Below are 21,321 nucleotides of genomic sequence, written 5' to 3'. Positions count from 1 at the left end.
AAGAACCAATTTCGCCGATTTGAGAAAAAATTGGTCTGGTTTGATGGAAACTGGTATAGTGAGCATCCGAGCTTTCACGAGGCGCACATGAACAAGCAGACCGGCAAATCGGACACCGCGCCTTTCGCGGTGCAACCCATCGGGGCCACGGCGCAGATCGTGATCGACACGCTGTTTGCCCGGATCAAGGCCGAGGAATACCCGACCGATACCCGCCTGCCGTCAGAGCGCACTCTGTCCGCCGAATTGGGGGTTGCGCGCAACACGGTGCGCGAGGCGCTCGATGTGCTTGAAAGCCAGGGCGTGATCCGCCGCCGCCCCGGCAGCGGCAGCTTTGTAACCTACCGCTCCTCTGCCCCTGCCAACATGGCCGAGAATGGCCTGGCCGAAGAGACAAGCCCGCTCAATCATCTTGTCGTGCGCGGCATATTGGAGCCCGAGATGGTCCGGCTGGCCGTGGTCAACATGACCCCGCGCCAGATCACCGCCCTGTCGGAGACCCTGTCAGAGATCGAAGCGATCCAGACCGACACCGACGCCTTTATCGACCTTGAAGAGCAGCTTTACATGCGCATCGCCGAAGGCACGGGCAACCCGTTGCTGGCCGCCTGCTACAAGCTGACAATCGAAACCTACCGGCAGAGCTTCCGCACCAAGCTGCGCCGCCGCAACCTCACGCCCAAGCGCATTCAGGATTACCAGAAGCGGTACAACACGCTTTTCAATGCGATCAGTTCGCGGGATGTGGCGTCGGCGGTGGAGTTCATCAAGCTGCACCTGATCGAAGAGCAGAAGCTGCTGTTGCAGGATGAATAGGCCCTAGTCGGCAGGCTCGCGCGCAATCAGCGCCGGGGTTGCATCGCTCCGCCCGACCCGCTGATCCCACATCTGCCCAAGTGCCGCCATTTCCTGACGCAACAGGTCACTGTGCCGTTCGAGCCAGTCGGGGATCGATTCAAAGGACACGATCCGGGCCTTGCCCTGTGTCACCTCGACCACCGGCCAATCCCCCACCAGCGCGTTGTCGATGCCAAACACATCCGCGCCCCACCAGTCTGCGGGGCCGAAGGCATGGGTTACATGGCCAAGCTGCTTCATCGCCGCCAGAACCGAGACCGGGTTGACCGTTCCGGCCTTGTCGACCGCGGCGTGCCAGATGTCGAGAATGGCGGCATATTCCCAGCTCACCGCGCTCCAGCTTTGCGGGTAAAGCGCATTATATTCCTCATAGAACACATTGGGTTGATTGAAGAAAAACGCCTTTTCACGCAGCGCCGGATCGTCGAAATCGGGAAATTGGAAAATGACCCCTTCCATGAAGTCCGGCGAGGTGCGCGCGAGCAAGCGGTCATAGTGGTCCAGCGTACAGGACAGGATCTGCCCCTTGAAGCCCTGGGCATACGCATATTCGGTCATCGCGTGCACCATCGGTGTGTAGCTGGTGCACCAGCACAGGATGTCGGGGTTTGCATCCAGCATCGGTTGCACGATCACCGCCGGATCGCCCCCCTCGGCGGGGTATTGCACCTGATGGACGATCTCATGCCCCGCTGCGTGGAACGCCGCGCGATAACTGGCCAGCGATGGCAGGCCCATGCCGTCGGTCTGGCTGCACAATGCCACCGTTTTCAGCCCGGGACGCTCCCGCGCCAGCCATTGCACGCCGGTCACGACATAAATCGGATGCACCTCCGACGGCGCAATCAGATAGCGCGTATCGGGCGACAGGTCCGATGGCAGCAGCGTCGAGGTCAGGATCTTGTTCTCGGTCAGGTAATCAGCCGCCGCTGCAAAGCTGTCACCGCCCAGCATCATCAGCAGCTTCACGTCCTGCGTCTGCACCAGATGAATCGCCCCTTCCCGTGCCGTCTCCGGGTCATCGCCGCAGTCAAAGGCGTGAATACGGATCGGATAGCGCCGCCCGTTCAGAAGCAGCCCGCCGGCATTGTTCAGCCAGCTTTCCCAGATGCGGCAGCCATGTAAACCGGGCAGCCCCCAGGATTCGGCCTGCCCGGACAAGGGGGCAAGAAAGCCGATATTGACCGTTTTGTTCATGTCCACCGACAGGCGCGGCATCGCGCCACGAATGGCCATTTGTTGTGCAAAGCTCGAAGATGACATGAGAAAATCGCCCTTTGCTCTCATCCGGCCAGTCTATCCGATCCAGATTACCCGTCCAGCATACGGATTCTGTTTGACATATTGGTTCAGGCATTGGTTTACTGGACTGAACCAATTGAACCAATACTGCAATTTGGTTGAACCAAAAAGGGAGAATGATGAAATGTCCAATAAACGCGTTGCCGTGATCGGAGCCGGACCTTCGGGCCTGGCACAATTGCGCGCCTTCCAGTCGGCCAAGCAGAAGGGCGAGGATATCCCCGAAGTCGTCTGCTATGAGAAGCAGTCCGACTGGGGTGGTCTCTGGAACTATACCTGGCGCACCGGCGTCGATGAGGATGGCGAGCCCTGCCATTGCTCGATGTATCGCTATCTGTGGTCGAACGGCCCCAAGGAGGGGCTTGAGTTCGCCGACTACACATTCGACGAACATTTCGGCAAGGAGATTGCCAGCTACCCGCCCCGCGCCGTGCTGTTCGACTATATCAAGGGCCGCGTCGAGAAGGCCGGGGTGCGCGACTGGATCAAGTTCAACCACGTCGTCCGCGATGTGCGCTATGACGAGGGGACCGGTAAATTCACCGTCACCGCCCGCGACAGCAAGAATGACGCTGAGACCGCTGAAGAATTCGACCACGTGATCGTGGCCTCAGGCCATTTCAGCACGCCGAACGTGCCCTACTATCCCGGCTTCGAGAGCTTCAACGGCCGCATCCTGCATGCTCATGATTTCCGCGACGCCCGCGAGTTTGCCGACAAGGACATCCTGATCCTGGGCACCTCCTATTCGGCGGAAGATATCGGCTCGCAATGCTGGAAATATGGCGCCAAGTCGATCACTGTGGCGCACCGCACAGCGCCCATGGGCTATAAATGGCCTGACAACTGGCAGGAGGTCCCTGCCCTGGTCAAAGTCGAAGGCCGCACCGCGCATTTCAAGGACGGCACCACCAAGGACGTCGATGCCATCATCCTGTGCACCGGCTACAAGCACCACTTCAACTTCCTGCCCGACGATCTGCGCCTGAAAACCGCGAACCGTCTGGCGGCCGCGGATCTCTACAAGGGCGTGGTCTGGAACAAGAACCCCAAGATGTACTACCTTGGCATGCAGGACCAGTGGTTCACCTTCAACATGTTCGATGCCCAAGCCTGGTGGGTGCGAGACAGCATCATGGGCAAGATCGCCCTGCCCGATCAGGCCACGATGGAGGCCGACCCGAAGGCGCGCGAGGCCGCCGAGGACGCGCTGGAAGATGATTACGCCTGCATCCGCTATCAGGGCGACTATGTCGAAGAACTGATTGCCGAGACGGATTATCCCAGCTTCGATGTCGAAGCCGCTTGCCAGCAATTCTACAAGTGGAAGAAGCACAAGAAGCAGGGGATCATGGAATTCCGCAACCACGGCTACACGTCGCCGATGACCGGCAAAGAGGCTCCGCCGCATCACACACCCTGGAAGGATGCGCTGGACGATAGTCTGGAGAGTTATCTGCAGACTTGATGCTGTCGGCCTGACCAACCACAGCCGCCCCCGGATGCGCACCCCGCGCCTCCGGGGGTTTTGTTTTATGGAACAGCTCCGGCGAAGACATTGGCAAAAAAAGTCCGGCGATTGCGCCGGTTCATTGACCAAAGTCAAGGTTGTGCCCCCGCCCGCGCATAGATTTGGCCCATAGTGGCCACCGAAAAGGCTGGCCGCCCGTCCAAAATAGCAACGGAGCCGGTCAGACCGATGGCCACCACAAGCGAACGCGCGCGCCAATGGACCGGACCGGCCCTGTTCAGCTTTGGATTTCGCCCGTTTTTCCTCTTTGCCGCCCTCTGGGCCGGGCTCATCATGGGCCTCTGGCTGAGCCTGCTGAACGGTGCCGACATCCTGCCTCTGGCGCTTGATCCGGTGTCCTGGCATGCGCATGAGTTTCTGTTCGGTTATCTGTCGGCGGTCGTGGCCGGTTTTCTGCTGACGGCCGTGCCCAACTGGACCGGGACATTGCCGGTCGTGGGCTGGCCGCTTGCTGCGCTGTCATCGCTCTGGATCATCGGGCGGCTGGCCATGTCCAGCGCGGGATTGTGGCCGCCGCTCTGGGTGGCGCTGGCAGATCTCGGGTTTCTCCTGGCGCTGGCACTGTTTCTCGCCCGCGAAATCGTTACGGGCCGCAACTGGAAGAACCTGATCGTTCTGGCGGCTCTGCTCGCGTTTCTTTCGGGCAATGCGCTGTTTCACCTCGACGCGGCCTCGGACAGATTTCCGGCGGCGGGCGCGGGGATCAGGCTGGGCCTGGGCGCGGGCATCTTTCTGATTGCGGTGATCGGCGGACGAGTGGTGCCCTCCTTCACCCGCAACTGGCTGGTCAAGCGCGGGCACGAGCATCTTCCAGCCCCACCGATGCAGAGTTTCGACAAGCTGTGCCTGCTCGCCCTGGTGCTCGCCCTTGCTGCCTGGGTGGTACTGCCTGAAAGCGCTATGAGTGGCGGGCTGCTGGCGATGACCGGGGCACTGCACATGCTGCGCCTGAGGCGCTGGCGCGGCTGGGCCACCCTGTCCGAGCCGCTCGTCTGGGTGCTGCACCTGGCCTATCTCTTCGTCCCGCTTGGGGCGCTGGCGCTGGGGCTGGCGATCCTGACAGAAGCGGCGCATCTCGCGGCGGCCAGCCTGCATGTCTGGACCATCGGGGCCATAGGCACCATGTCGCTCGCCGTGATGACCCGCGCCACTCTGGGCCATACCGGCGCCGCGCTGTCGGCCGGCGCGGGCAGTGTCATGATCTATCTGGCGATGCCCGCTGCCCTCACCTTCCGGCTGATCGCGCCGCTTGGCGACGATCCGGCGCTCTGGCACCTTTTGTCGGGGGGCGCGTGGATGGCGGGATATCTCGGCTTTGCGCTGCTTTACGGGCCGCGCCTTCTGCGGCGGCGTCCTTCGGCAGAATAGAGCACTTGGGGTCTCAATCCTCGTTGACGAAAGCCTCGAGCGCGGCGCGATCGGTCAGGGTGACTTCGGGCCCGTGCACCTCCACCCCATGCATAGACAGGCGCTTGAAGGCACGCGAAAGGGTCTCGGGCTGAATGCCCAGCATGGAGGCAAGCGTTTGCTTTTCATAAGGAATTTGGAATGTTGACGCGTTCTGATTGTGATCGGCCAGTGCCAGCAGAAAATCGGCAACGCGCTGATGTCCCGATGCGGCCTTGAGGTTCTCGATCTGCCGCACCAGGCGGTGCAGATGCATATAGGTTGCAGTCAGAAGCGACGGCAGCGTATCGGGCTTTTCCCGCAGCTGCTTTTCCAGCAGCGATTTCGGCACCGAAATCACCTCGCTATCGGCGAGGGCGACAGCCGAAACCGGATAGGTATCGTCGCGAAACAGCAATGCCTCGGCAAAACTTGTTCCCGGATGGAAGATATCGACAACCACCTCTGTCCCGTTTTGCCGTGCAACGGTCAGCTTAATCGCCCCCTTGGCAACGCAATAGACGGACCTTGAGGTATCCCCCTGCCGATACACCGCCTCGCCCTGTTGAAAGCTGCTCACCTGCGCATTGGGAAGAATTTTGTCCAGAACATCGGACGGAAGCATGCCAAAGAATGTCGTCTGCTTCATACAGTCCAGATGAGAGGGGGATAACATCAGAAGTCTTCCTTTATTGCCGCTCGTGAGGACGGGCCACGACACCTGCGCGCGCCTCCTATACTGTTACGGCCCTGCTCTTTCATTGATCTAGCACAAACAGGCCCGATGTGTCGCGCGCAATCTGTCACGGGTTTCTGAGAGCTGACTTGACTATGGTTAAGGACGCCCCTGCCCCAGACGATACTCTGCCGCACATGGCCAAGTTGATTTGCATTTTGTGCAGCATTCTGGTGCTGCTGATCTCGGGGGGTGCATCGCGCGCCGACGATCTTTCTCGCTTCCTCAGCTCTCTTGATCCGGCTGAGCTCGTTGACGGGGCCACCGGCTTTGGCCCGATCGGAGAGAGCACACCGACAGCCCCTCTGCTGCGGGATGGCGAGACGATCGGCTGGGCCTTCCTGACTTCGGATTTTGTGGGCACTACAGGTTATTCCGGCAAACCTATTCATGTGGTGGCGGCGATTTCACCCGACGCGGTGCTTATGGGCGCCAAGCTGGTGCAGCATTCCGAGCCGATCGTGCTTATCGGTATCCCCGACGCCAAGATGATCGCCCTCACGGAAAGCTATGCCGGGCTGGACCTGAAAGCCGAAGCCGCCGCCGGAGGCTCGGCGCATGATCTGGATATCATCTCGGGCGCCACCGTTACGGTGATGGTCATCGACGATTCCATCGTGCGTGCCGGCCTCAAAGTGGCGCGGGCGCTTGGCCTGGGCGGGCTTGCCCCCACAACCCCCGATGGCCCCCCGCGCGAGATCGACATGGACCAGATGGCAACCCGGAGCTGGTCGGAGCTTTCCGGCGATGGTTCCATCCGCCGCCTCACGCTCGACGTTGGCCAGATCAACGCCGCCTTTGCCGATACCGGCGACGAACGCGCCATTGCCCGGCCCGAAAAGGGCGAACCGGATGACACTTACATTGACATGCATGCCGCCCTTGTCAGTGTGCCGTCGATCGGCCTCAGCCTGCTGGGCGAGCGAGAATATGCCAACCTCACCAAATGGCTTGCCCCCGGCGAACACGCCATCCTGCTGCTGGGGCGTGGCACCTATAGCTTCAAGGGATCGGGCTATGTCCGGGGCGGGATCTTCGACCGGTTCCAGTTGATCCAGGGCGATGTCTCGGCCCGGTTCTTCGACAAGCAAAACCGACGGGTGCTTGACCTAGGCACCCCTGATGCGCCCAGCTTCAGAGAGTTGGATCTGTTCAAGATCCCCGCCGATCTGGGCTTTGACCCGGCCCAGCCCTTCCGCATCCAGCTTCTGGCGCAGCGGGCAGTGGGCGCAATCGACAAGACCTTCCTCACCTTCGATCTGGGCTACGCGCTGCCCGAGAAATACCTTCTGCCCGCCGAAGTGCCGGAAGTGGTGCATAGCGACGAGCCCAGCGAGGCCGAAGCCAAAGCCGCCCTCTGGCAACGGATCTGGCGCGACAAGACGTTTGAGATCGGCGTGCTGGGGGTGATGCTCGCCATTCTCACGGTCGTCTTCTTCTTTCAGATGCAGGTGACCAGGCACGAACGGGCCTATTACTGGTTCCGCATCGGCTTCCTGAGCTTCACACTGGTCTGGCTGGGCTGGATGATGAACGCCCAACTCAGCGTCGTGAATCTGATGGCGCTCGCAGGGTCCCTGCGCTCGGGCTTCACCTGGGATGCGTTCCTTCTGGACCCGCTGGTCTTTATCCAATGGTTCGCCGTGGCCGCTGCGCTGCTGTTCTGGGGGCGTGGGGCCTATTGCGGCTGGCTCTGCCCGTTCGGCGCGCTGCAGGAGCTGACCAACAAGCTTGCCCGTTGGCTGAAAGTGCCCCAGATCGAGCTGCCCTGGGGCCTGCATGAGCGGCTCTGGGCGCTGAAATACATGATCTTCCTCGGGCTTTTCGGCGTGTCGCTGGCCTCCATTCAGTTTGCTGAGCAACTGGCTGAGGTGGAGCCGTTCAAGACCGCGATCATCCTCAAATTTGTGCGCGACTGGCCCTTCGTGGTCTTTGCCGTCGCCCTGATCGTCGCCGGGCTCTTCATCGAACGGTTTTACTGCCGCTATCTGTGCCCGCTGGGGGCCGCGCTCGCGATCCCGGCACGGATGCGCATGTTCGACTGGCTCAAGCGCTATCAGATGTGCGGCTCGCCCTGCCAGACCTGCGCCAATGAGTGCCCTGTCGATGCCATTCACCCCACCGGTGAGATCAATCCCAATGAGTGTGTCAACTGCCTGCATTGCCAGGTGCTTTACCAATCCAAGTCCAAGTGTCCGCAAGTGATGAAGACACTGAAACGCCGGGCTGCCGTGGGCTCCGTACCACCCCAGTTCGCCAAGAAGGAAGCCGCTGAAAGCTGACGGCCCAACCTACGGAGAAGGAGAGAAAACATGTCTGAAGATACTGGAAAAATGAAAGTTTCGCGGCGCGGCCTGCTCGGCGCGACCGCCACCGGCGCAGTGGTCGCCGCCACCGGCTTCGGCACCGGCATGATGTCCGGCACCGCGGCCCGCGCGGCCACCGGCGCCCATCTGGCACCCGGTGAGCTGGATGAATATTACGGTTTCTGGTCCTCGGGCCAGACCGGCGAGATGCGTATTCTCGGCGTGCCGTCGATGCGCGAGATCATGCGCGTGCCGGTTTTCAACCGCTGCTCGGCCACCGGCTGGGGCCAGACCAACGAAAGCCTCAAAATTCTTACCGAGGGCCTGACCGAAGAGACCAAGCGCTACCTCGCCACACAAGGCAAGGTCACCTATGACAATGGCGACCTGCACCACCCGCATATGTCCTTCACCGATGGCACCTATGACGGCCGCTATCTGTTCATGAACGACAAGGCCAACACCCGCGTGGCCCGTGTGCGCTGCGACGTGATGAAATGCGACAAGATCATCGAAATCCCCAACGCGCATGACATCCACGGTCTGCGCCCGCAGAAATACCCGCGCACCGGCTATGTCTTTGCCAATGGCGAACATGAGGCGCCGCTGGTCAATGACGGGCAGATCCTCGACGATCCGTCGCAATATGTGAACATCTACACCGCCATCGACGGCGACACGATGGAGATCGCCTGGCAGGTGATGGTCTCGGGCAACCTTGACAACACCGATTGCGACTATCAGGGCAAATACGCCTTCTCGACCTCGTACAACTCGGAAATGGGTATGAACCTCGCCGAGATGACCGAGAACGAGCTTGATCACGTCGTGGTCTTCAACCTCAAGGAAATCGAGGCTGGCGTGGCCGCTGGCGATTATCAGGAGCTGAACGGCGTCAAGGTTCTTGATGGCCGCAAAGGCTCGAACAAGAACTACACCCGCTACATCCCGATCCCCAACAGCCCGCATGGCATCAACACCGCCCCCGATGGCAAGCATGTGATGATCAACGGCAAGCTGTCGCCGACCGTGTCGGTGATGGACGTGACCAAGCTTGATGATGTCTTTGCCGACGCGATCGAGCCGCGCGAGTGCATCGTGGCCGAGCCGGAACTGGGTCTCGGGCCGCTTCACACCGCGTTCGACGGCAAGGGCAACTGCTTTACCACGCTCTTCCTCGACAGCCAGGTCGTGAAGTGGAACATCGACAAGGCGCTGGCGGGCGAAGACCCGATCATCGAGAAGGTTGATGTCGCCTATCAGCCGGGCCACAACTCCACCTCGATGGGCGAAACCAAGGAAGCCGATGGCAAGTGGCTCATTTCGATGAACAAATTCTCCAAGGACCGGTTCCTCAACACCGGACCGCTGAAGGCGGAGAACGAGCAGCTTATCGCCATCGAGGATGGCGGCATGGAAGTGGTCCATGACGGCCCGACCTTTGCCGAGCCGCATGACAGCATCATCGTGCGCCGCGACATCGTGAACCCCGCCACCACCTGGACGCGGGATGACCCGATGTGGGAAGACGCCCGCAAACAGGCCGAGGCCGATGGCGTCGATCTCGACTGGGGCGCGGATGAGCCCATCCGGGACGGCAATAAGGTGCGGGTCTACATGCACTCGATCGCGCCAAACTTCTCGCTGGAGAAGTTTACCGTCAAGCAAGGCGATGAGGTCACGATCTATGTCACCAACATGGACGACATCGACGATGTGACCCACGGCTTCTGCCTGGCGAATTATGGCATCGCGATGGAGATCGGGCCGCAGGCCACCGCGTCGGTGACCTTCACGGCTGAGCGTCCGGGCGTGCACTGGTTCTATTGCCAGTGGTTCTGCCACGCGCTGCACATGGAAATGCGCGGCCGGATGTTCGTGGAGCCGCGTGCCACCTGATGCGGCTGGCTCTGGTCATATCCTTGGCCCTTGCTCCCCTGCCCCTCTGGGCGGGGGAGATTACGGTCGCGCCCGGTGGGCTGACCGCCGCTCTGGCGGAGGCTCAGGACGGCGATGTGCTGCGGCTGGAGCCGGGCGCCTATGCCGGCCCCATCGTGCTCGACCGCAGCCTCACGCTGGATGGCGGCGGGGCGGCTCATATCGACGGTGGCGGCAATGGCTCCGTGATCACCGTCACGGCGGAAGATGTCACCGTGCAGGGTCTGACCATCACCGGCTCGGGTGACGACCACGAAACCATCGACAGCGGTGTGCAACTGACCAAGACCGCCCATGGGGCCGTGGTGCGCGACAACATCCTGCGCGGCAATCTCTATGGCATCGATATTCACGGCGCGCGTAATTCCACCGTCGAAAACAACATCATCGAAGGCCAGCAGCACGACAAGATGAACCGGCGCGGCAATGGCGTCTATGTCTGGAACGCGCCCGGTGCGGTGGTCACCGGCAACGATATCCGCTGGGGCCGCGACGGGATTTTCGTCAATTCGTCGAAGAAGAACAGCTTCACCCGCAACCGCTTCCGCGATCTGCGCTTTGGGGTGCATTACATGTATGCCAACCAAAGCGAGGTCAGCGACAATATTTCGATCGGTAATCACCTTGGCTATGCGGTGATGTATTCCACCCGTGTGACCGTCACCGGCAACCTGTCGGTGGATGACCGCGACCATGGCGTGATGTTGAACTATACCAATGACAGCGTGATCACCGGCAACCTTGTGCGGGGCGGCGGCACGGAAAAATGCGCCTTCCTCTACAACAGCCACAAGAACCGGTTTGAAAACAACCGCTTTGAGGCCTGCGAGATCGGCATTCACTTCACCGCCGGATCGGACCGCAACCGCATCGTTGGCAATGCCTTCATCGGCAATCAGACCCAGGTCAAATATGTCTCGACCAAATGGGATGAATGGTCCGAAGATGGGCGCGGCAATTACTGGTCGGATTTCGTGGCCTATGATCTGAATGGAGACGGGCTGGCCGATACGCCCTACCGGCCCAATGACGCGATGGATCATGTGCTCTGGACACAGCCATCGGCCAAGCTCCTGCTCGGCTCACCGGCTGTGCAGCTTGTGCGCTGGTCGCAATCGGCCTTCCCGGCGCTTTTGCCCGGCGGTGTGGTGGACAGCCACGCTCTGATGCGGCCTATTGAGATCACCCCGCCGCAAGACTTTACGGAGGAAGGCTCATGACCGTGCTCCGCTGCGAGAACGTGACGAAACTCAGGGGCAAGACGCCTGTTCTGAGCGATGTCTCGATCACCGTGCCCGAAGGCGCGCGCATCGCCCTGCTGGGCCATAATGGCGCCGGCAAATCCACGCTGATCAAGTCCATCCTCGGCCTGACACGCCTGAGCGGCGGACGCATCGACATTTGCGGCCATGCCCCCGGTTCGGATGCCGCCCGCGCGGCGGTGGCCTATCTGCCCGAGGCGGTGGCGTTTCAGGCGGCCCTGACCGGTCGTGAGGTGCTGCGCATGTTCGCGGATCTTGCCGGGGAACGCGGGTTCGACACCGGCGCCGTGCTTGACCGCGTGGGCCTCACCGAGGCCGCCGACCGCCGGATCAAGACCTATTCCAAGGGCATGCGCCAGCGCCTCGGCCTTGCGCAGGTGCTGATCGGTCAGCCCCGCCTGGCGCTGCTGGACGAGCCCACAAGCGGGCTCGACCCGGTGTCGCGTCATGACCTTTACGCCATCATCGGAGAGCTTGCCGCGCGCGGCACCGCCGTGCTGATCGCCAGCCATGCCCTGACCGAGGTGGAGGCCCGCACCGACCGGATCGCCATCCTGCGCAAGGGGCAACTGGTGGCCGATGACACGCTCGCCAACCTCGCCGCCGCCGCGGGCCTGCGCTCGACCATCCATGTGCGCGCCTCGGGCACACAGGAGGCCGACCAGATCGCCGCCCAGACAGGCGGCGCGCGGATCAATGGCAGCTCGGTCGAGCTGGTCTGCACACCGCATCAGAAGATGGACCGCCTGCGCCAGCTCTCCGGTTTCGGCGCAGATGTAACCGATATCGACATCACCCCGCCGGGGCTGGAAGAGCTTTACCGGCATTATTCGAAGGAGGAGGCGCAATGACCCGCATCCTCGCCATTGCCCGCGCCGAAGCGCTGGTGCTGCGCCGCAATCGCTGGCTGCTGACGATCATCCTGATCATGGTGGCCTTCTCGCTGGCGCTGTCCTTTGCGGGCAGTGCGCCCACCGGCACGCTTGGTGTGGATATGTTGACCGTGTCCATCACCTCCATGACCACGCTCGCGGTCTACCTGATCCCGCTTCTGGCGCTGCTTATCTCTTTTGACAGCATTGCCGGCGAGGCGGATCGCGGCGCGCTGGGCCTCCTGCTCTCCTACCCCGCCAGTCGGGGGCAGATCCTGCTGGGCAAGGCTCTGGCACATCTCATGGCGCTGACGGTGGCCTGTCTGGCCGGGTTCGGCCTGTCCGGGCTGCTCGCCGCGGCTCTGGACGGGGTCAGCACCGAAAGCGTCATGGCCCTGGCCCGCCTGCTCGCGACCTCCGTGATCCTTGGCGCTGTCTTCATTGCCCTGGGCTATCTCATCTCGGCCCTTGCGGGGTCTTCCGCCGCCGCCGCGGGCATGGCCGCCGCCCTCTGGCTGTTCTTCGTGGTGCTCTATGACCTTGCCCTTCTTGCGGGCGTTGTCCTTGATGGCGACGGCATGTTCACCCTCCACATCTTTCCCTGGGTGATGACAGCCAACCCCGCCGACGCGTTCCGGCTGTGGAATTTCGCAGGGTCCGACGGGGTGGCCATCGCGGCAGGCATGGCCGGCGTGGCCGACAGCCTGCCCGCCTGGGCCGCGCCTGCGTCGCTTCTGTTCTGGCCGGTGTTCGGCTTTTTCGCCGCCCGCTTCGCGTTCCGGAGGCTTGAGCCATGAGAGTGCTGCTGCTCACCTGCGCACTTCTCGCCCTTGCCGCCTGCAAGGAGGAAGAGGTCATTCGCCCCCTGCCCGTCGCCCTGACCGAAGACGCCGTCAGCCATTACTGCCAGATGAACGTGATGGAGCATGGCGGGCCCAAGGCGCAGATCCACCTTGATGGCCTGCCTGACCCGCTCTTTTTCGGGCAGGTCCGTGATGCGGTGGCCTTTCTCAAAAGTCCCGAGCGCGATAATCGCGTGCTCGCCACCTATGTCAGCGATATGGGGGCCGCCGAAAGCTGGCTGTTGCCCGGCACGACAAACTGGATTGACGCCGACACCGCGCATTTCGTGATCGAAGCCGGTGTGCGTGGCGGCATGGGTGCGCCCGAGGTGGTGCCCTTCGCCGAACCCGGCGATGCCGCGGCCTTTGTGTCCGAATTCGGGGGCCGCGTGGTCGGCCTTGCCGATATTCCCGACACCGAGGTGACCGGCCCCGTCGACCCCGATATGACTTTGCAGGAGCCCGCCTCATGACCCTCACCCGCCGCCGGTTTCTCACCATGTCCGCCGTTGCCGCCGGTACTGCTCTGACCGGCACCGCGACGGCTGCCGCCACGTCCACATGGCGCGGGCGGGCGCTGGGCGCTCCGGCTTCGCTGCGGCTTGCCGGTCTGACCGGGCAAGAGGCCGCTCCGGTCTTTGCGGCCGTCGAGGCAGAGCTGGCCCGGCTGGAAGGCATCTTCAGCCTCTACCGCGCGGATTCTGCCCTGTCGCGGCTCAACGCCACAGGGCGGCTTGATGCGCCCCCGCCGGAGCTGCTGGAAGTGCTGGGCCTGTGCGACGCGCTCCATAGGGCCACGCAGGGGGCGTTCGATCCCTCCGTGCAACCGCTGTTTGTCGCCTATGCCGAGGCGCTGCGCCGCCACACAGCACCGGATCCGGACCATCTGGCCGCTGCCCATGCCCGTGTCGGCTGGGAGGCGGTGCGCTTTGGCAAGGACCAGATCATTCTTGAGCGCGCAGGCGCTGCGCTTACCCTCAACGGCATCGCGCAGGGCTATATAACTGACCGGATCGCCGCCCTTCTGCGCGGGGCCGGGCTTGGCAATGTCCTGATCGACATGGGCGAAATCTCGGCCCTGGGCATGAACCCCGAAACTGGCCTTCCCTGGAAGGCCGGGATACGTGGGGCGAATGGCGCGCTGGTCAAGCGGCTCAGCCTCACGGATCGGGCGATGGCCACCTCAGACCCGACCGGGTTCCTGCTCAGCACCGATGGACGGACCGGGCATATCTTTCACCCCCGTCAAGGCGATACGGCTTCAGGTGCATCGCTGGTCAGCGTCTCCGCCCCCCAGGCCGCGCTTGCCGACGGGCTGTCCACGGCGCTCTGCGTGCTCGACCGTGCGCATCACGCCGAGGCGGTCAGAACCTTCCCCGGCGCGTCGCTCGAATTTATCGCTTGATCTGATCCCGCGAGGGCGCGCGGGGCGTTACGCCACCGCGCGGCTCAGCGCGCATTGCGACCACAGCTCGCTCAGTGCCCCTGCCAGATGATGAATATCCGCATCCGTATGCAGAGGTGACGGCGTGATCCTCAGCCGCTCCGTCCCCTTGGCAACAGTCGGATAATTGATCGGCTGCACATAGATGCCGTAGCTTTCCAGCAGCGTGTCGCTGAGGAACTTCGCCTTGAACGGGTCGCCCACCATCACCGGCACGATATGGCTGGGGTTTTGCATATGCGGAATGCGCTGCCGGTCGAGCAGCTCGCGCAGCAGGGCCACGTTGCGCCGCTGACGCATCCGCTCCATGTCCGAGCGCATCAGATGCCGGATCGAGGCATTGGCCCCCGCCGCCAGCGCGGGTGGTAAGGCGGTGGTAAAGATGAACCCGCTCGCAAAGGACCGGATGAAATCGCAGAGCGCCGCAGAGGCGGCCACATAGCCCCCCATGACGCCAAAGGCCTTGGCCAGCGTGCCTTCGATCACCGTCACGCGGTCCGCCAGACCTTCACGCTCGGCAATCCCGCCGCCGCGCGGCCCGTAAAGCCCAACGGCATGCACCTCATCGAGATAGGTCATCGCGCCATGCGCCTCGGCCACGTCCAGAATCTCGGCCATCGGGCAGATGTCGCCATCCATCGAATAGACGGATTCGAACGCAACGATCTTGGCGCCGTCCTTCGGCAGGGCGGCCAGCTTGCGGTCCAGATCCTCGGGGTTGTTATGCTCCCAGATCACCTTGCGCGCTTTTGAGTGGCGGATGCCTTCGATCATCGACGCATGGTTCTTGGCATCCGACAGGATGGTGCAATCGGGCAGCTTGGCCCCCAGCGTGCTCAGGCTCGCCCAGTTGGAGACATAGCCCGAGGTAAAGAGCAGGGCCGCCTCCTTGCCATGCAGCTCGGCCAGCGTGCGCTCCAGTTCCACATGCAGATGCGCCGTGCCGGAAATATTGCGCGTGCCCCCGGCCCCGGCCCCGTCTTCCAGAACAGTGCGGGCGATCGTGTCACGCACAAGCTGGCTTTTGCCCATGCCCAGGTAATCATTGGAGCACCACACCGTGACCGGGCGCGTTGAGCCGTTCACATGCTGGATGGCGCGGGGGGCGTCGTTCACGGGCCGCTCAAGCTCGGCGAAGACGCGATAATTTCCCTCATCGCGAAGATCGGCCAAGGTCTCCTCGAAAAATCCCTGATAGTCCATGAAGCGGCTCCCGAATAATCCTAGTGTCTGTTCGAGAGAACCACCTCCGGGCCGCGCTGGCCTTAACCAAGGTCAAGAATCGGCTTCATCCATCAAATGTCGCGCCCATTTGCCCGCCGCCCAGGTGGCGGGTATGCCCAGGATCAGCCCCCCGATCAGCGAGGCCACCGGCGAAAGCGCCGAAATCCCGACGAATTGGAGCATGAGGAACAGCAAAAACAGGTTGATCGCGACGGTGCCCGCCGTGAAGGGATAGAGAAGGATCGCCAGTTTCCAGACTGGCCAGCGCCCCTCGGTCATGCCGCGGCTCTCTCGCGCAGATGCGCGGCAATCAGTCGCGGGATTTCCTCCCAGGTGCCGATCGGGGGCAGCACAAGCCCGTCAAACCCGGCCGCCTCCAGCCCTTCTGGCAAATCCATTAGCACATGCCCGGCCTCGGCGGCAAAGAACGGCAGCACCAGCGCCGGGCCCTCCACCGATGCGGCGTCCTCGATGCTGGGCTCTTCATCCACATACCCTGTCCGCACTGCGGCAAAATCCGGCGCTGCGCGAAGCTGCGCGGCAAAGCGTTCCGTGACCTCCGCCGGGCGCCGGTTGGACGGAGAGCCGTGGGCGGCCACGATCAGTGTCGTCTCTCCCACCGGCAGCCCACTCTCCTGCATCGCACGGCGCAGATGCTCCAGCGCCAGAGCCGACAAATCGGACAGCAGGCCCAGTGGGGTCAGTGTCGTCCACTCCGCCAGCCCCGCCTTCGCCAGCCGCTTTTGCATATTGGTCGCCACGAACCAGCCATCGGCCATGAAATGCGGAAAGACCAGCGGATGCGAGAGCCCTTCCACCGCCGCCTCCAGGGCGCCTTCTGCGGCCAGCGTCGCACCGCGCACTTCGGCACCCGACACCTCAGCCACGCGCGCGGCCAGTTCCCGCACGAACGCCTCCTGCGGCGCAGGTTCCGACGGTGACCCATGCGAGATGATCAGCAGTTCAGTGGCTGGTCCCGGCGGAGAAGGTGATCTTGTTGAAGACATTGTATTTCCCTGAAGGTTTCACCATCGGCAGGCGCTTGATCTCTTCCAGCGTGGCCGCGTCATAGACAATCACCGCGCCATCCTGCTCCCAGATGCTGACCAGAGCATATTTGCCATAGCGGTCAAACTCCACATGCGCCACCGTCTTGCCCTCTGCCGGACGCAGGGATTTGACGATCTCGAGGCTCTGCTTGTCGATCACATGCATCACGTCGCGATTGGGGCCAAAGAAGACATCTGCCCACAGATATGGCGTGTTCTCGTGACTTCTCAAGAAGAAACCGGGCCCGTCGGTCGCGACCTGCGCCACCGTTTCCCAGCTTTTCATGTCAATCACCGACAACAGGCTGTCCCGTAAATGCGGCGTGGCCATCACCGTGCGGCCGTCGCGTTCCCAGGTGATACCCGAGCCCAGATGCGGCATGCCCGGCAGATCGAGCGCCGCAATCGTGTGACCGATCACCAGATCGACGACATGCCCGCCCATCCCGTCGCGCGACGCGCCCATGACATATTCGTAATCCTGCGAGAAGAAGAAGTCGTCCATGATGTCCTTGAGCGTGATCTGCCGTACCGGGAACGGCTCGTCATATCCAAGGACGCCTTCATCGCGATAATCATGCACGAAGCCATAGAACGGCGGGTCCTCGCCATAGAAAACCTCCCAGATTTCGGGCACGTCCTTCAGCGCCAGAACAAAGCTTTCGCGCGGCGGCGCCTGATAGACGGCAGATACCCGGCTTGGCTGGCCATTCTTGCCGACAATCTCCTTCACCTCCGCCACGCTCAGATCGTCGGTCGACAGGATCGTCAGCGTCATCGGCAGGTAATTGGCCACGGCCAGCCATTTGCCATCCGCACTCATCGCGATATTGCGGGAGTTGACCCCCGCGCGGACGCGGCCCACTTCGGCCATGTTCCACAAATCCACCTTCTGCACCCAGCCATCGCGCGACATGATAAAGACGAACCGCCCGTCGGGCGAAAACTTCGGGCCGCCATGCACCGCCAGAGGCGTCTCCAGCCGTTGCATGACCTCCATCTTGTCGCCATCGAGGATCGAAATGTGATGATCGCCCGTCTCCACCACGATCGTGAGGTTCAGCGGGTCCGCCCCATGCTCCGGACCAGCGGGTTCGGCATAATCCTCGTTCAGCACCAGCGTGCTTTCGATCCTGGCCTTGTCCCAGGTGGGTATGTCCGGCAGCGGCTCATGCAGATAGGCCGCGAGAACGGCGATTTCCTCGGCATTGAGCTGATCGGCAAAGCCCGGCATCTGGGTGGCATCCCGCCCCTGCGCGATCACCGCCTGCAGCTTGTCGCCCTTCAGCCTCTTCAACGCCTCGGGGATCAGTGCAGGCCCCAGCGCGCCCAGCCGGTCATCGCCATGACAGACCGCGCAATGGGTTGCAAAGAGCACCTCCGGCTCTGGCTCCGCCGCCGCGAGCTGCCCCGCAAGGGCGCAGAGAGCCGCCGCCGCGCTAGTAAAAATGATGTTCCGGATCATACCGTTTTCCTCGGAAGGTCGAGACTTCAAGACGCGGGGCGGCATCATTCACGCCAATCTCCGCATCGCTCAGATAACAGGCCGGGTCCTCGGCCCAGGGATTACCCGTCAGTTGCAGCGCGCGAATGCGGGTGTTGCCGCCACAGACATCCTTATGCGCACAGGCCCCACAGCGCCCCTCCAGCGGCCGGGGCCGCGTGCGCAAAAGCGCCAGCATCTTGTCGTCGCCGGTCCAGAGCTCGGTGAATTTGGTCTGTTTCACATTTCCGATCGTGTAATCCGACCAGTACGTGTCGGGATGGACCTTGCCCACAGGGTCGATATTGGCCACGCCGATGCCCGACGAATTGCCGCCCCAGGCGCGCAGATGCGCCTCCACATGCTCGGCCTTCTCAGGGGCGAAATTGTCGCGCACCCAGTTGAGGAACAGCACCGCATCGGCGTCATTGTTGCCGGTCACCACCTCGAAATGTCGGCCGTTCTTCAGCGCATCCCAGGCCCTTTCGATCAGCAGGTTGACGGCCTTGCGCGCCCGCGCATGGCCTGCATCCTCGCCCCGGTTCTTGTTGCCCCGTCCGGCATAGACAAGGTGCGACATGTAGAACTTGTCGATCCCCTCCGCCTCGCACAGGTCCAGGATCTGCGGCAGTTGATCGGCGTTTTCCTCGGTGGGCGTAAAGCGCAGGCCCACTTTGATGCCCAGCTCCTTGCAGGTCTGCACGCCAGAAAGCGCCTCGGCAAAGGCGCCGTCCTTGCCGCGGAACCAGTCATTTGTCTTGCCCACGCCGTCGATGGAAATGCCCACGTAATTGAACCCGATTTCGGCCACCTGCCGGGCCGCCTCGCCTTCGATCTTGGTGCCGTTGGTCGAGAGCGCCAGATAGCGGAACTTGGGCCGGGCATAGCGCGCGATCTCAAAGAAGTCTGGCCGCGACAGTGGCTCTCCGCCCGACAGGATCAGCGCCGGAAGGCCAAACTCCGCCAGATCGTCGATCACCTCGAACACCTGTTCGGTGCTCAACTCACCCGGAAAGGCCAGATCAGCCGAGGTTGTATAGCAATGGCGGCACTTCAGATTGCAGCGGCGCGTCAGGTTCCAGATTACCACCGGGCGCACCTCCCCCCGGCGCGGACGCACCGGCGTCGGGGTGATCAGTTGCTCCATGTATTGGCTCAGTCGAAACATCAGGAGGCTCCCTTCTTCAGGCGCAGGCCCGTTTTCTTGAGAATGGCGGTCGAATAGAGAATGTCGGAGGCGCGGCAGGCGTCGCCCAACAGCTCCGCGATTACGGCGCGTTTGGCCTCAACCTCATCGCGGCTCGCGCCATGCACCATCGCAAAAAGGTTATAGGGCCAAATCGGCAGCGCGCGCGGGCGGATATAGCAATGCGTCACCGCCTCCATCGCGCCCACCAGCGGGCCGAGTTCCTGCACCGCATCGTCACAGACATCCCACACGGTCATGCCGTTGGCGGTCATGCCCAGCTTGTAATGATTGGGGGCGATGCCGATGCGGCGCACGATGCCGCGCTCTTTCAATGCGGCCAGACGGTCGATCACCTCGGCCTCGTCCATGCCGGTCTTTTCGGCAATGGCCGCGTAGGGCTCGGGCACGAAGGGCAAACCGCCCTGGCAGGCTTCGATCAGCGTGCGATCCTGGGCTGAAATACTCATGCCGCCACCCGGAAACCGATGAAAAATTCGCGCAGCTTGGGAAAGAGATAGACCGTCAGCCCTGTCGCCGCTTCAATCTCCCGCGCGGCGGCCCCGATGCCATCCTCGGTCTCGGTCGCCAGCACGAACCACATGTTCAGCCGGTGCGTGCGCTTGTAGTTATGGGCCACTTCCGGGAAGGCATTGACCGCGTCGTTGACCTCATCGAACCGGTCCTCGGGCACGGCTATCGCACACAGGCAGAACGCCCCACCCATCGCGGCGGCGTCAAAGAACGGGCCAAAGCGGGTGATCACGCCCGCCTCTTTCATCGCCGTGAGCCGCGAGAGCAGGTCCGCTTCGCTCAGCCCCAACCGCTCCGCCGCCTGCGCATAAGGGCGCGACGCCAGAGGGAAGCCTTCCTGTAGCGCGTTGATGATCGCGCGGTCCGTGTCGTCCAGCATCAGGCCCTCTCCGTCTTGTCGATCAGCGCGCCGGTCTGCTTGAAGCAGCGGGTACTGAACAGAACCTTGTAGTCATAACCCGTAAGCTGCGCCCGCACCCGCGCCAGTGACAGCACATCCAGCGCCTCTGACCGGCTGCGGCCGTGGATCATGCAATAGAGCGTGTAGGGCCAGTCTCCGGGCGCGGGGCGGCGTTCGTAACACAGTGTCACCCCCTGCACCTGGGTCAGCGCACGGCCCTTTTCCTCGATCTCGTCGGCAGGCACGTCAAACACGCACATCGCGTTGGAGCGCCAGCCCAGCGGCCGGTGCCGCACGATCAGCCCGATCCGCGACAGCACCCCCGATTGCGCGAGCGCCCGCACCCGGTCGAGAATGTCGCCCTCGCTGCGCCCCAGTTGTTCCCCCAGCGCCGCAAAGGGCCGCGTGACCAGCGCCATGCCTTCTGACAGCGCCTGCATCAGCGCGCGGTCGCCTTCCTCAAGCGGCACTGTCTCGTCCACCGGCACCGGCGGCGGCATCGTGCTCGTGCCGTCCAGCGCAAAGCCCAGATCCACATTGAACGGCCGCACCAGGCGCAGATCGAGCACCTTCAGCCCGGTCTTGCGGGCAACCTCGTCAAGCGCGGCATCCACGAAGTCCCGGGTCGGACCGGTCGCGACAAACCAGATATTCCACTCGTTTTCACGCTGATAGCTGTGGTTCACCCCTTCGATCCCGGTGATGATCGCGGCCACCTCCTCTATCCGTTCCGGTGGCGCGGCCACCGCGGCCAGCGTGCTGGCCGCGAGCGTGTTGGGACGGCAGGTCGCCCCAACCCGGCTGATCGAGCCGGAGGCCAGAAGCGATTTCAGACGTAAAAGGATATCCTCTTCGGTGGTGTTGAGCGTCTCTCCGATAATCCTGAACGGATGCGGGACGAGCGGCAGCGCCCGCTGCCAGTCGTTCATCAGTCTCCAGTCCAGATTATCGAGCTCCATCGCCATGCT

General features: G+C 62.7%; 20 protein-coding genes. 10 read left to right on the top strand and 10 right to left on the bottom strand.

Annotated features, from left to right (window positions below; translation table 11 throughout):
• Positions 1 to 87: 87 nt before the first annotated feature.
• Positions 88 to 816, top strand: coding sequence for a FadR/GntR family transcriptional regulator (locus tag EI983_RS08905; protein ID WP_157707015.1), 729 nt, complete (start codon positions 88 to 90; stop codon positions 814 to 816).
• A gap of 3 nt (positions 817 to 819) precedes the next feature.
• Here the strand turns inward: EI983_RS08905 and EI983_RS08900 are convergent, their stop codons facing one another.
• Positions 820 to 2,121, bottom strand: coding sequence for an ABC transporter substrate-binding protein (locus EI983_RS08900; protein ID WP_157707014.1), 1,302 nt, complete (start codon positions 2,119 to 2,121; stop codon positions 820 to 822).
• A gap of 163 nt (positions 2,122 to 2,284) precedes the next feature.
• On the opposite strand from EI983_RS08900, the gene EI983_RS08895 reads away from it, so the two are divergent.
• Together EI983_RS08895 and EI983_RS08890 are read left to right on the top strand one after the other, a co-directional pair.
• Complete coding sequence (locus tag EI983_RS08895) at positions 2,285 to 3,628, top strand: flavin-containing monooxygenase (RefSeq protein WP_157707013.1); 1,344 nt, start codon at positions 2,285 to 2,287, stop codon at positions 3,626 to 3,628.
• A gap of 231 nt (positions 3,629 to 3,859) precedes the next feature.
• Positions 3,860 to 5,059 (top strand): NnrS family protein, encoded by a 1,200-nt coding sequence (locus EI983_RS08890; protein WP_157707012.1) that lies wholly within the window; start codon positions 3,860 to 3,862, stop codon positions 5,057 to 5,059.
• A gap of 13 nt (positions 5,060 to 5,072) precedes the next feature.
• On the opposite strand, the gene EI983_RS08885 is transcribed toward EI983_RS08890, so the two are convergent.
• Entirely contained in the window at positions 5,073 to 5,726 is a 654-nt protein-coding gene (locus EI983_RS08885; protein ID WP_198389402.1) for a Crp/Fnr family transcriptional regulator, read from the bottom strand.
• Positions 5,727 to 5,950: 224 nt separating this feature from the next.
• Here EI983_RS08885 and EI983_RS08880 point away from each other — a divergent pair, with 224 nt between their 5' ends.
• From EI983_RS08880 to EI983_RS08850, 7 genes are read left to right on the top strand one after another with little or no spacing between them, the layout of a single operon-like run.
• The gene (locus tag EI983_RS08880) at positions 5,951 to 8,095 is read left to right on the top strand and encodes a NosR/NirI family protein (RefSeq protein WP_157707010.1); all 2,145 of its coding nucleotides are present in this window, start codon (positions 5,951 to 5,953) and stop codon (positions 8,093 to 8,095) included.
• A 30-nt stretch (positions 8,096 to 8,125) separates the two neighbouring features.
• Entirely contained in the window at positions 8,126 to 10,018 is a 1,893-nt protein-coding gene (gene nosZ / locus EI983_RS08875) for a TAT-dependent nitrous-oxide reductase (protein ID WP_157707009.1), read from the top strand.
• Positions 10,018 to 11,277 carry a nitrous oxide reductase family maturation protein NosD gene (locus EI983_RS08870; RefSeq protein ID WP_157707008.1) on the top strand — a complete coding sequence of 420 codons (1,260 nt, stop codon included), beginning with the start codon at positions 10,018 to 10,020 and terminating at the stop codon, positions 11,275 to 11,277. Before nosZ ends, EI983_RS08870 begins: the two co-directional genes overlap by 1 nt.
• The gene (locus tag EI983_RS08865) at positions 11,274 to 12,170 is read left to right on the top strand and encodes an ABC transporter ATP-binding protein (protein ID WP_157707007.1); all 897 of its coding nucleotides are present in this window, start codon (positions 11,274 to 11,276) and stop codon (positions 12,168 to 12,170) included. Before EI983_RS08870 ends, EI983_RS08865 begins: the two co-directional genes overlap by 4 nt.
• Positions 12,167 to 12,988 carry an ABC transporter permease gene (locus EI983_RS08860; protein ID WP_157707006.1) on the top strand — a complete coding sequence of 274 codons (822 nt, stop codon included), beginning with the start codon at positions 12,167 to 12,169 and terminating at the stop codon, positions 12,986 to 12,988. The genes EI983_RS08865 and EI983_RS08860 overlap by 4 nt, the downstream gene beginning before the upstream one ends.
• Positions 12,985 to 13,506: a nitrous oxide reductase accessory protein NosL gene (locus tag EI983_RS08855; protein ID WP_157707005.1), complete on the top strand. Its 522-nt coding sequence runs from the start codon at positions 12,985 to 12,987 to the stop codon at positions 13,504 to 13,506. Before EI983_RS08860 ends, EI983_RS08855 begins: the two co-directional genes overlap by 4 nt.
• Positions 13,503 to 14,438 (top strand): FAD:protein FMN transferase, encoded by a 936-nt coding sequence (locus EI983_RS08850; protein WP_157707004.1) that lies wholly within the window; start codon positions 13,503 to 13,505, stop codon positions 14,436 to 14,438. The genes EI983_RS08855 and EI983_RS08850 overlap by 4 nt, the downstream gene beginning before the upstream one ends.
• Positions 14,439 to 14,465: 27 nt before the next feature.
• On the opposite strand, the gene hemA is transcribed toward EI983_RS08850, so the two are convergent.
• From hemA to ahbB (EI983_RS08810), 8 genes are all read right to left on the bottom strand, one after another.
• Positions 14,466 to 15,680: a 5-aminolevulinate synthase gene (gene hemA / locus EI983_RS08845; protein WP_157707003.1), complete on the bottom strand. Its 1,215-nt coding sequence runs from the start codon at positions 15,678 to 15,680 to the stop codon at positions 14,466 to 14,468.
• Between the two features lie 72 nt (positions 15,681 to 15,752).
• The gene (locus EI983_RS08840; protein WP_157707002.1) at positions 15,753 to 15,980 is read right to left on the bottom strand and encodes a hypothetical protein; all 228 of its coding nucleotides are present in this window, start codon (positions 15,978 to 15,980) and stop codon (positions 15,753 to 15,755) included.
• Entirely contained in the window at positions 15,977 to 16,609 is a 633-nt protein-coding gene (locus EI983_RS08835) for a sirohydrochlorin chelatase (protein WP_246162358.1), read from the bottom strand. Before EI983_RS08835 ends, EI983_RS08840 begins: the two co-directional genes overlap by 4 nt.
• Before the next feature lie 55 nt (positions 16,610 to 16,664).
• Positions 16,665 to 18,215, bottom strand: coding sequence for a nitrite reductase (locus EI983_RS08830; RefSeq protein WP_157707000.1), 1,551 nt, complete (start codon positions 18,213 to 18,215; stop codon positions 16,665 to 16,667).
• The gene (gene nirJ / locus EI983_RS08825; protein ID WP_157706999.1) at positions 18,190 to 19,401 is read right to left on the bottom strand and encodes a heme d1 biosynthesis radical SAM protein NirJ; all 1,212 of its coding nucleotides are present in this window, start codon (positions 19,399 to 19,401) and stop codon (positions 18,190 to 18,192) included. The genes EI983_RS08830 and nirJ overlap by 26 nt, the downstream gene beginning before the upstream one ends.
• Positions 19,401 to 19,889: a siroheme decarboxylase subunit beta gene (gene ahbB, locus EI983_RS08820; RefSeq protein ID WP_157706998.1), complete on the bottom strand. Its 489-nt coding sequence runs from the start codon at positions 19,887 to 19,889 to the stop codon at positions 19,401 to 19,403. Before ahbB (EI983_RS08820) ends, nirJ begins: the two co-directional genes overlap by 1 nt.
• Complete coding sequence (locus EI983_RS08815; RefSeq protein ID WP_157709035.1) at positions 19,886 to 20,335, bottom strand: Lrp/AsnC family transcriptional regulator; 450 nt, start codon at positions 20,333 to 20,335, stop codon at positions 19,886 to 19,888. Before EI983_RS08815 ends, ahbB (EI983_RS08820) begins: the two co-directional genes overlap by 4 nt.
• On the bottom strand, positions 20,332 to 21,312 hold the full coding sequence (gene ahbB, locus EI983_RS08810; RefSeq protein WP_157706997.1) for a siroheme decarboxylase subunit beta: 981 nt from the start codon (positions 21,310 to 21,312) through the stop codon (positions 20,332 to 20,334). The genes EI983_RS08815 and ahbB (EI983_RS08810) overlap by 4 nt, the downstream gene beginning before the upstream one ends.
• Positions 21,313 to 21,321 lie beyond the last annotated feature (9 nt).

Origin of the sequence: Roseovarius faecimaris, assembly GCF_009762325.1 — a bacterium.
Taxonomy (GTDB): Bacteria; Pseudomonadota; Alphaproteobacteria; order Rhodobacterales; family Rhodobacteraceae; genus Roseovarius; species Roseovarius faecimaris.
Note: the sequence above shows the minus strand (reverse complement) of the source record. Positions and strands in the feature narration are given on the sequence as shown.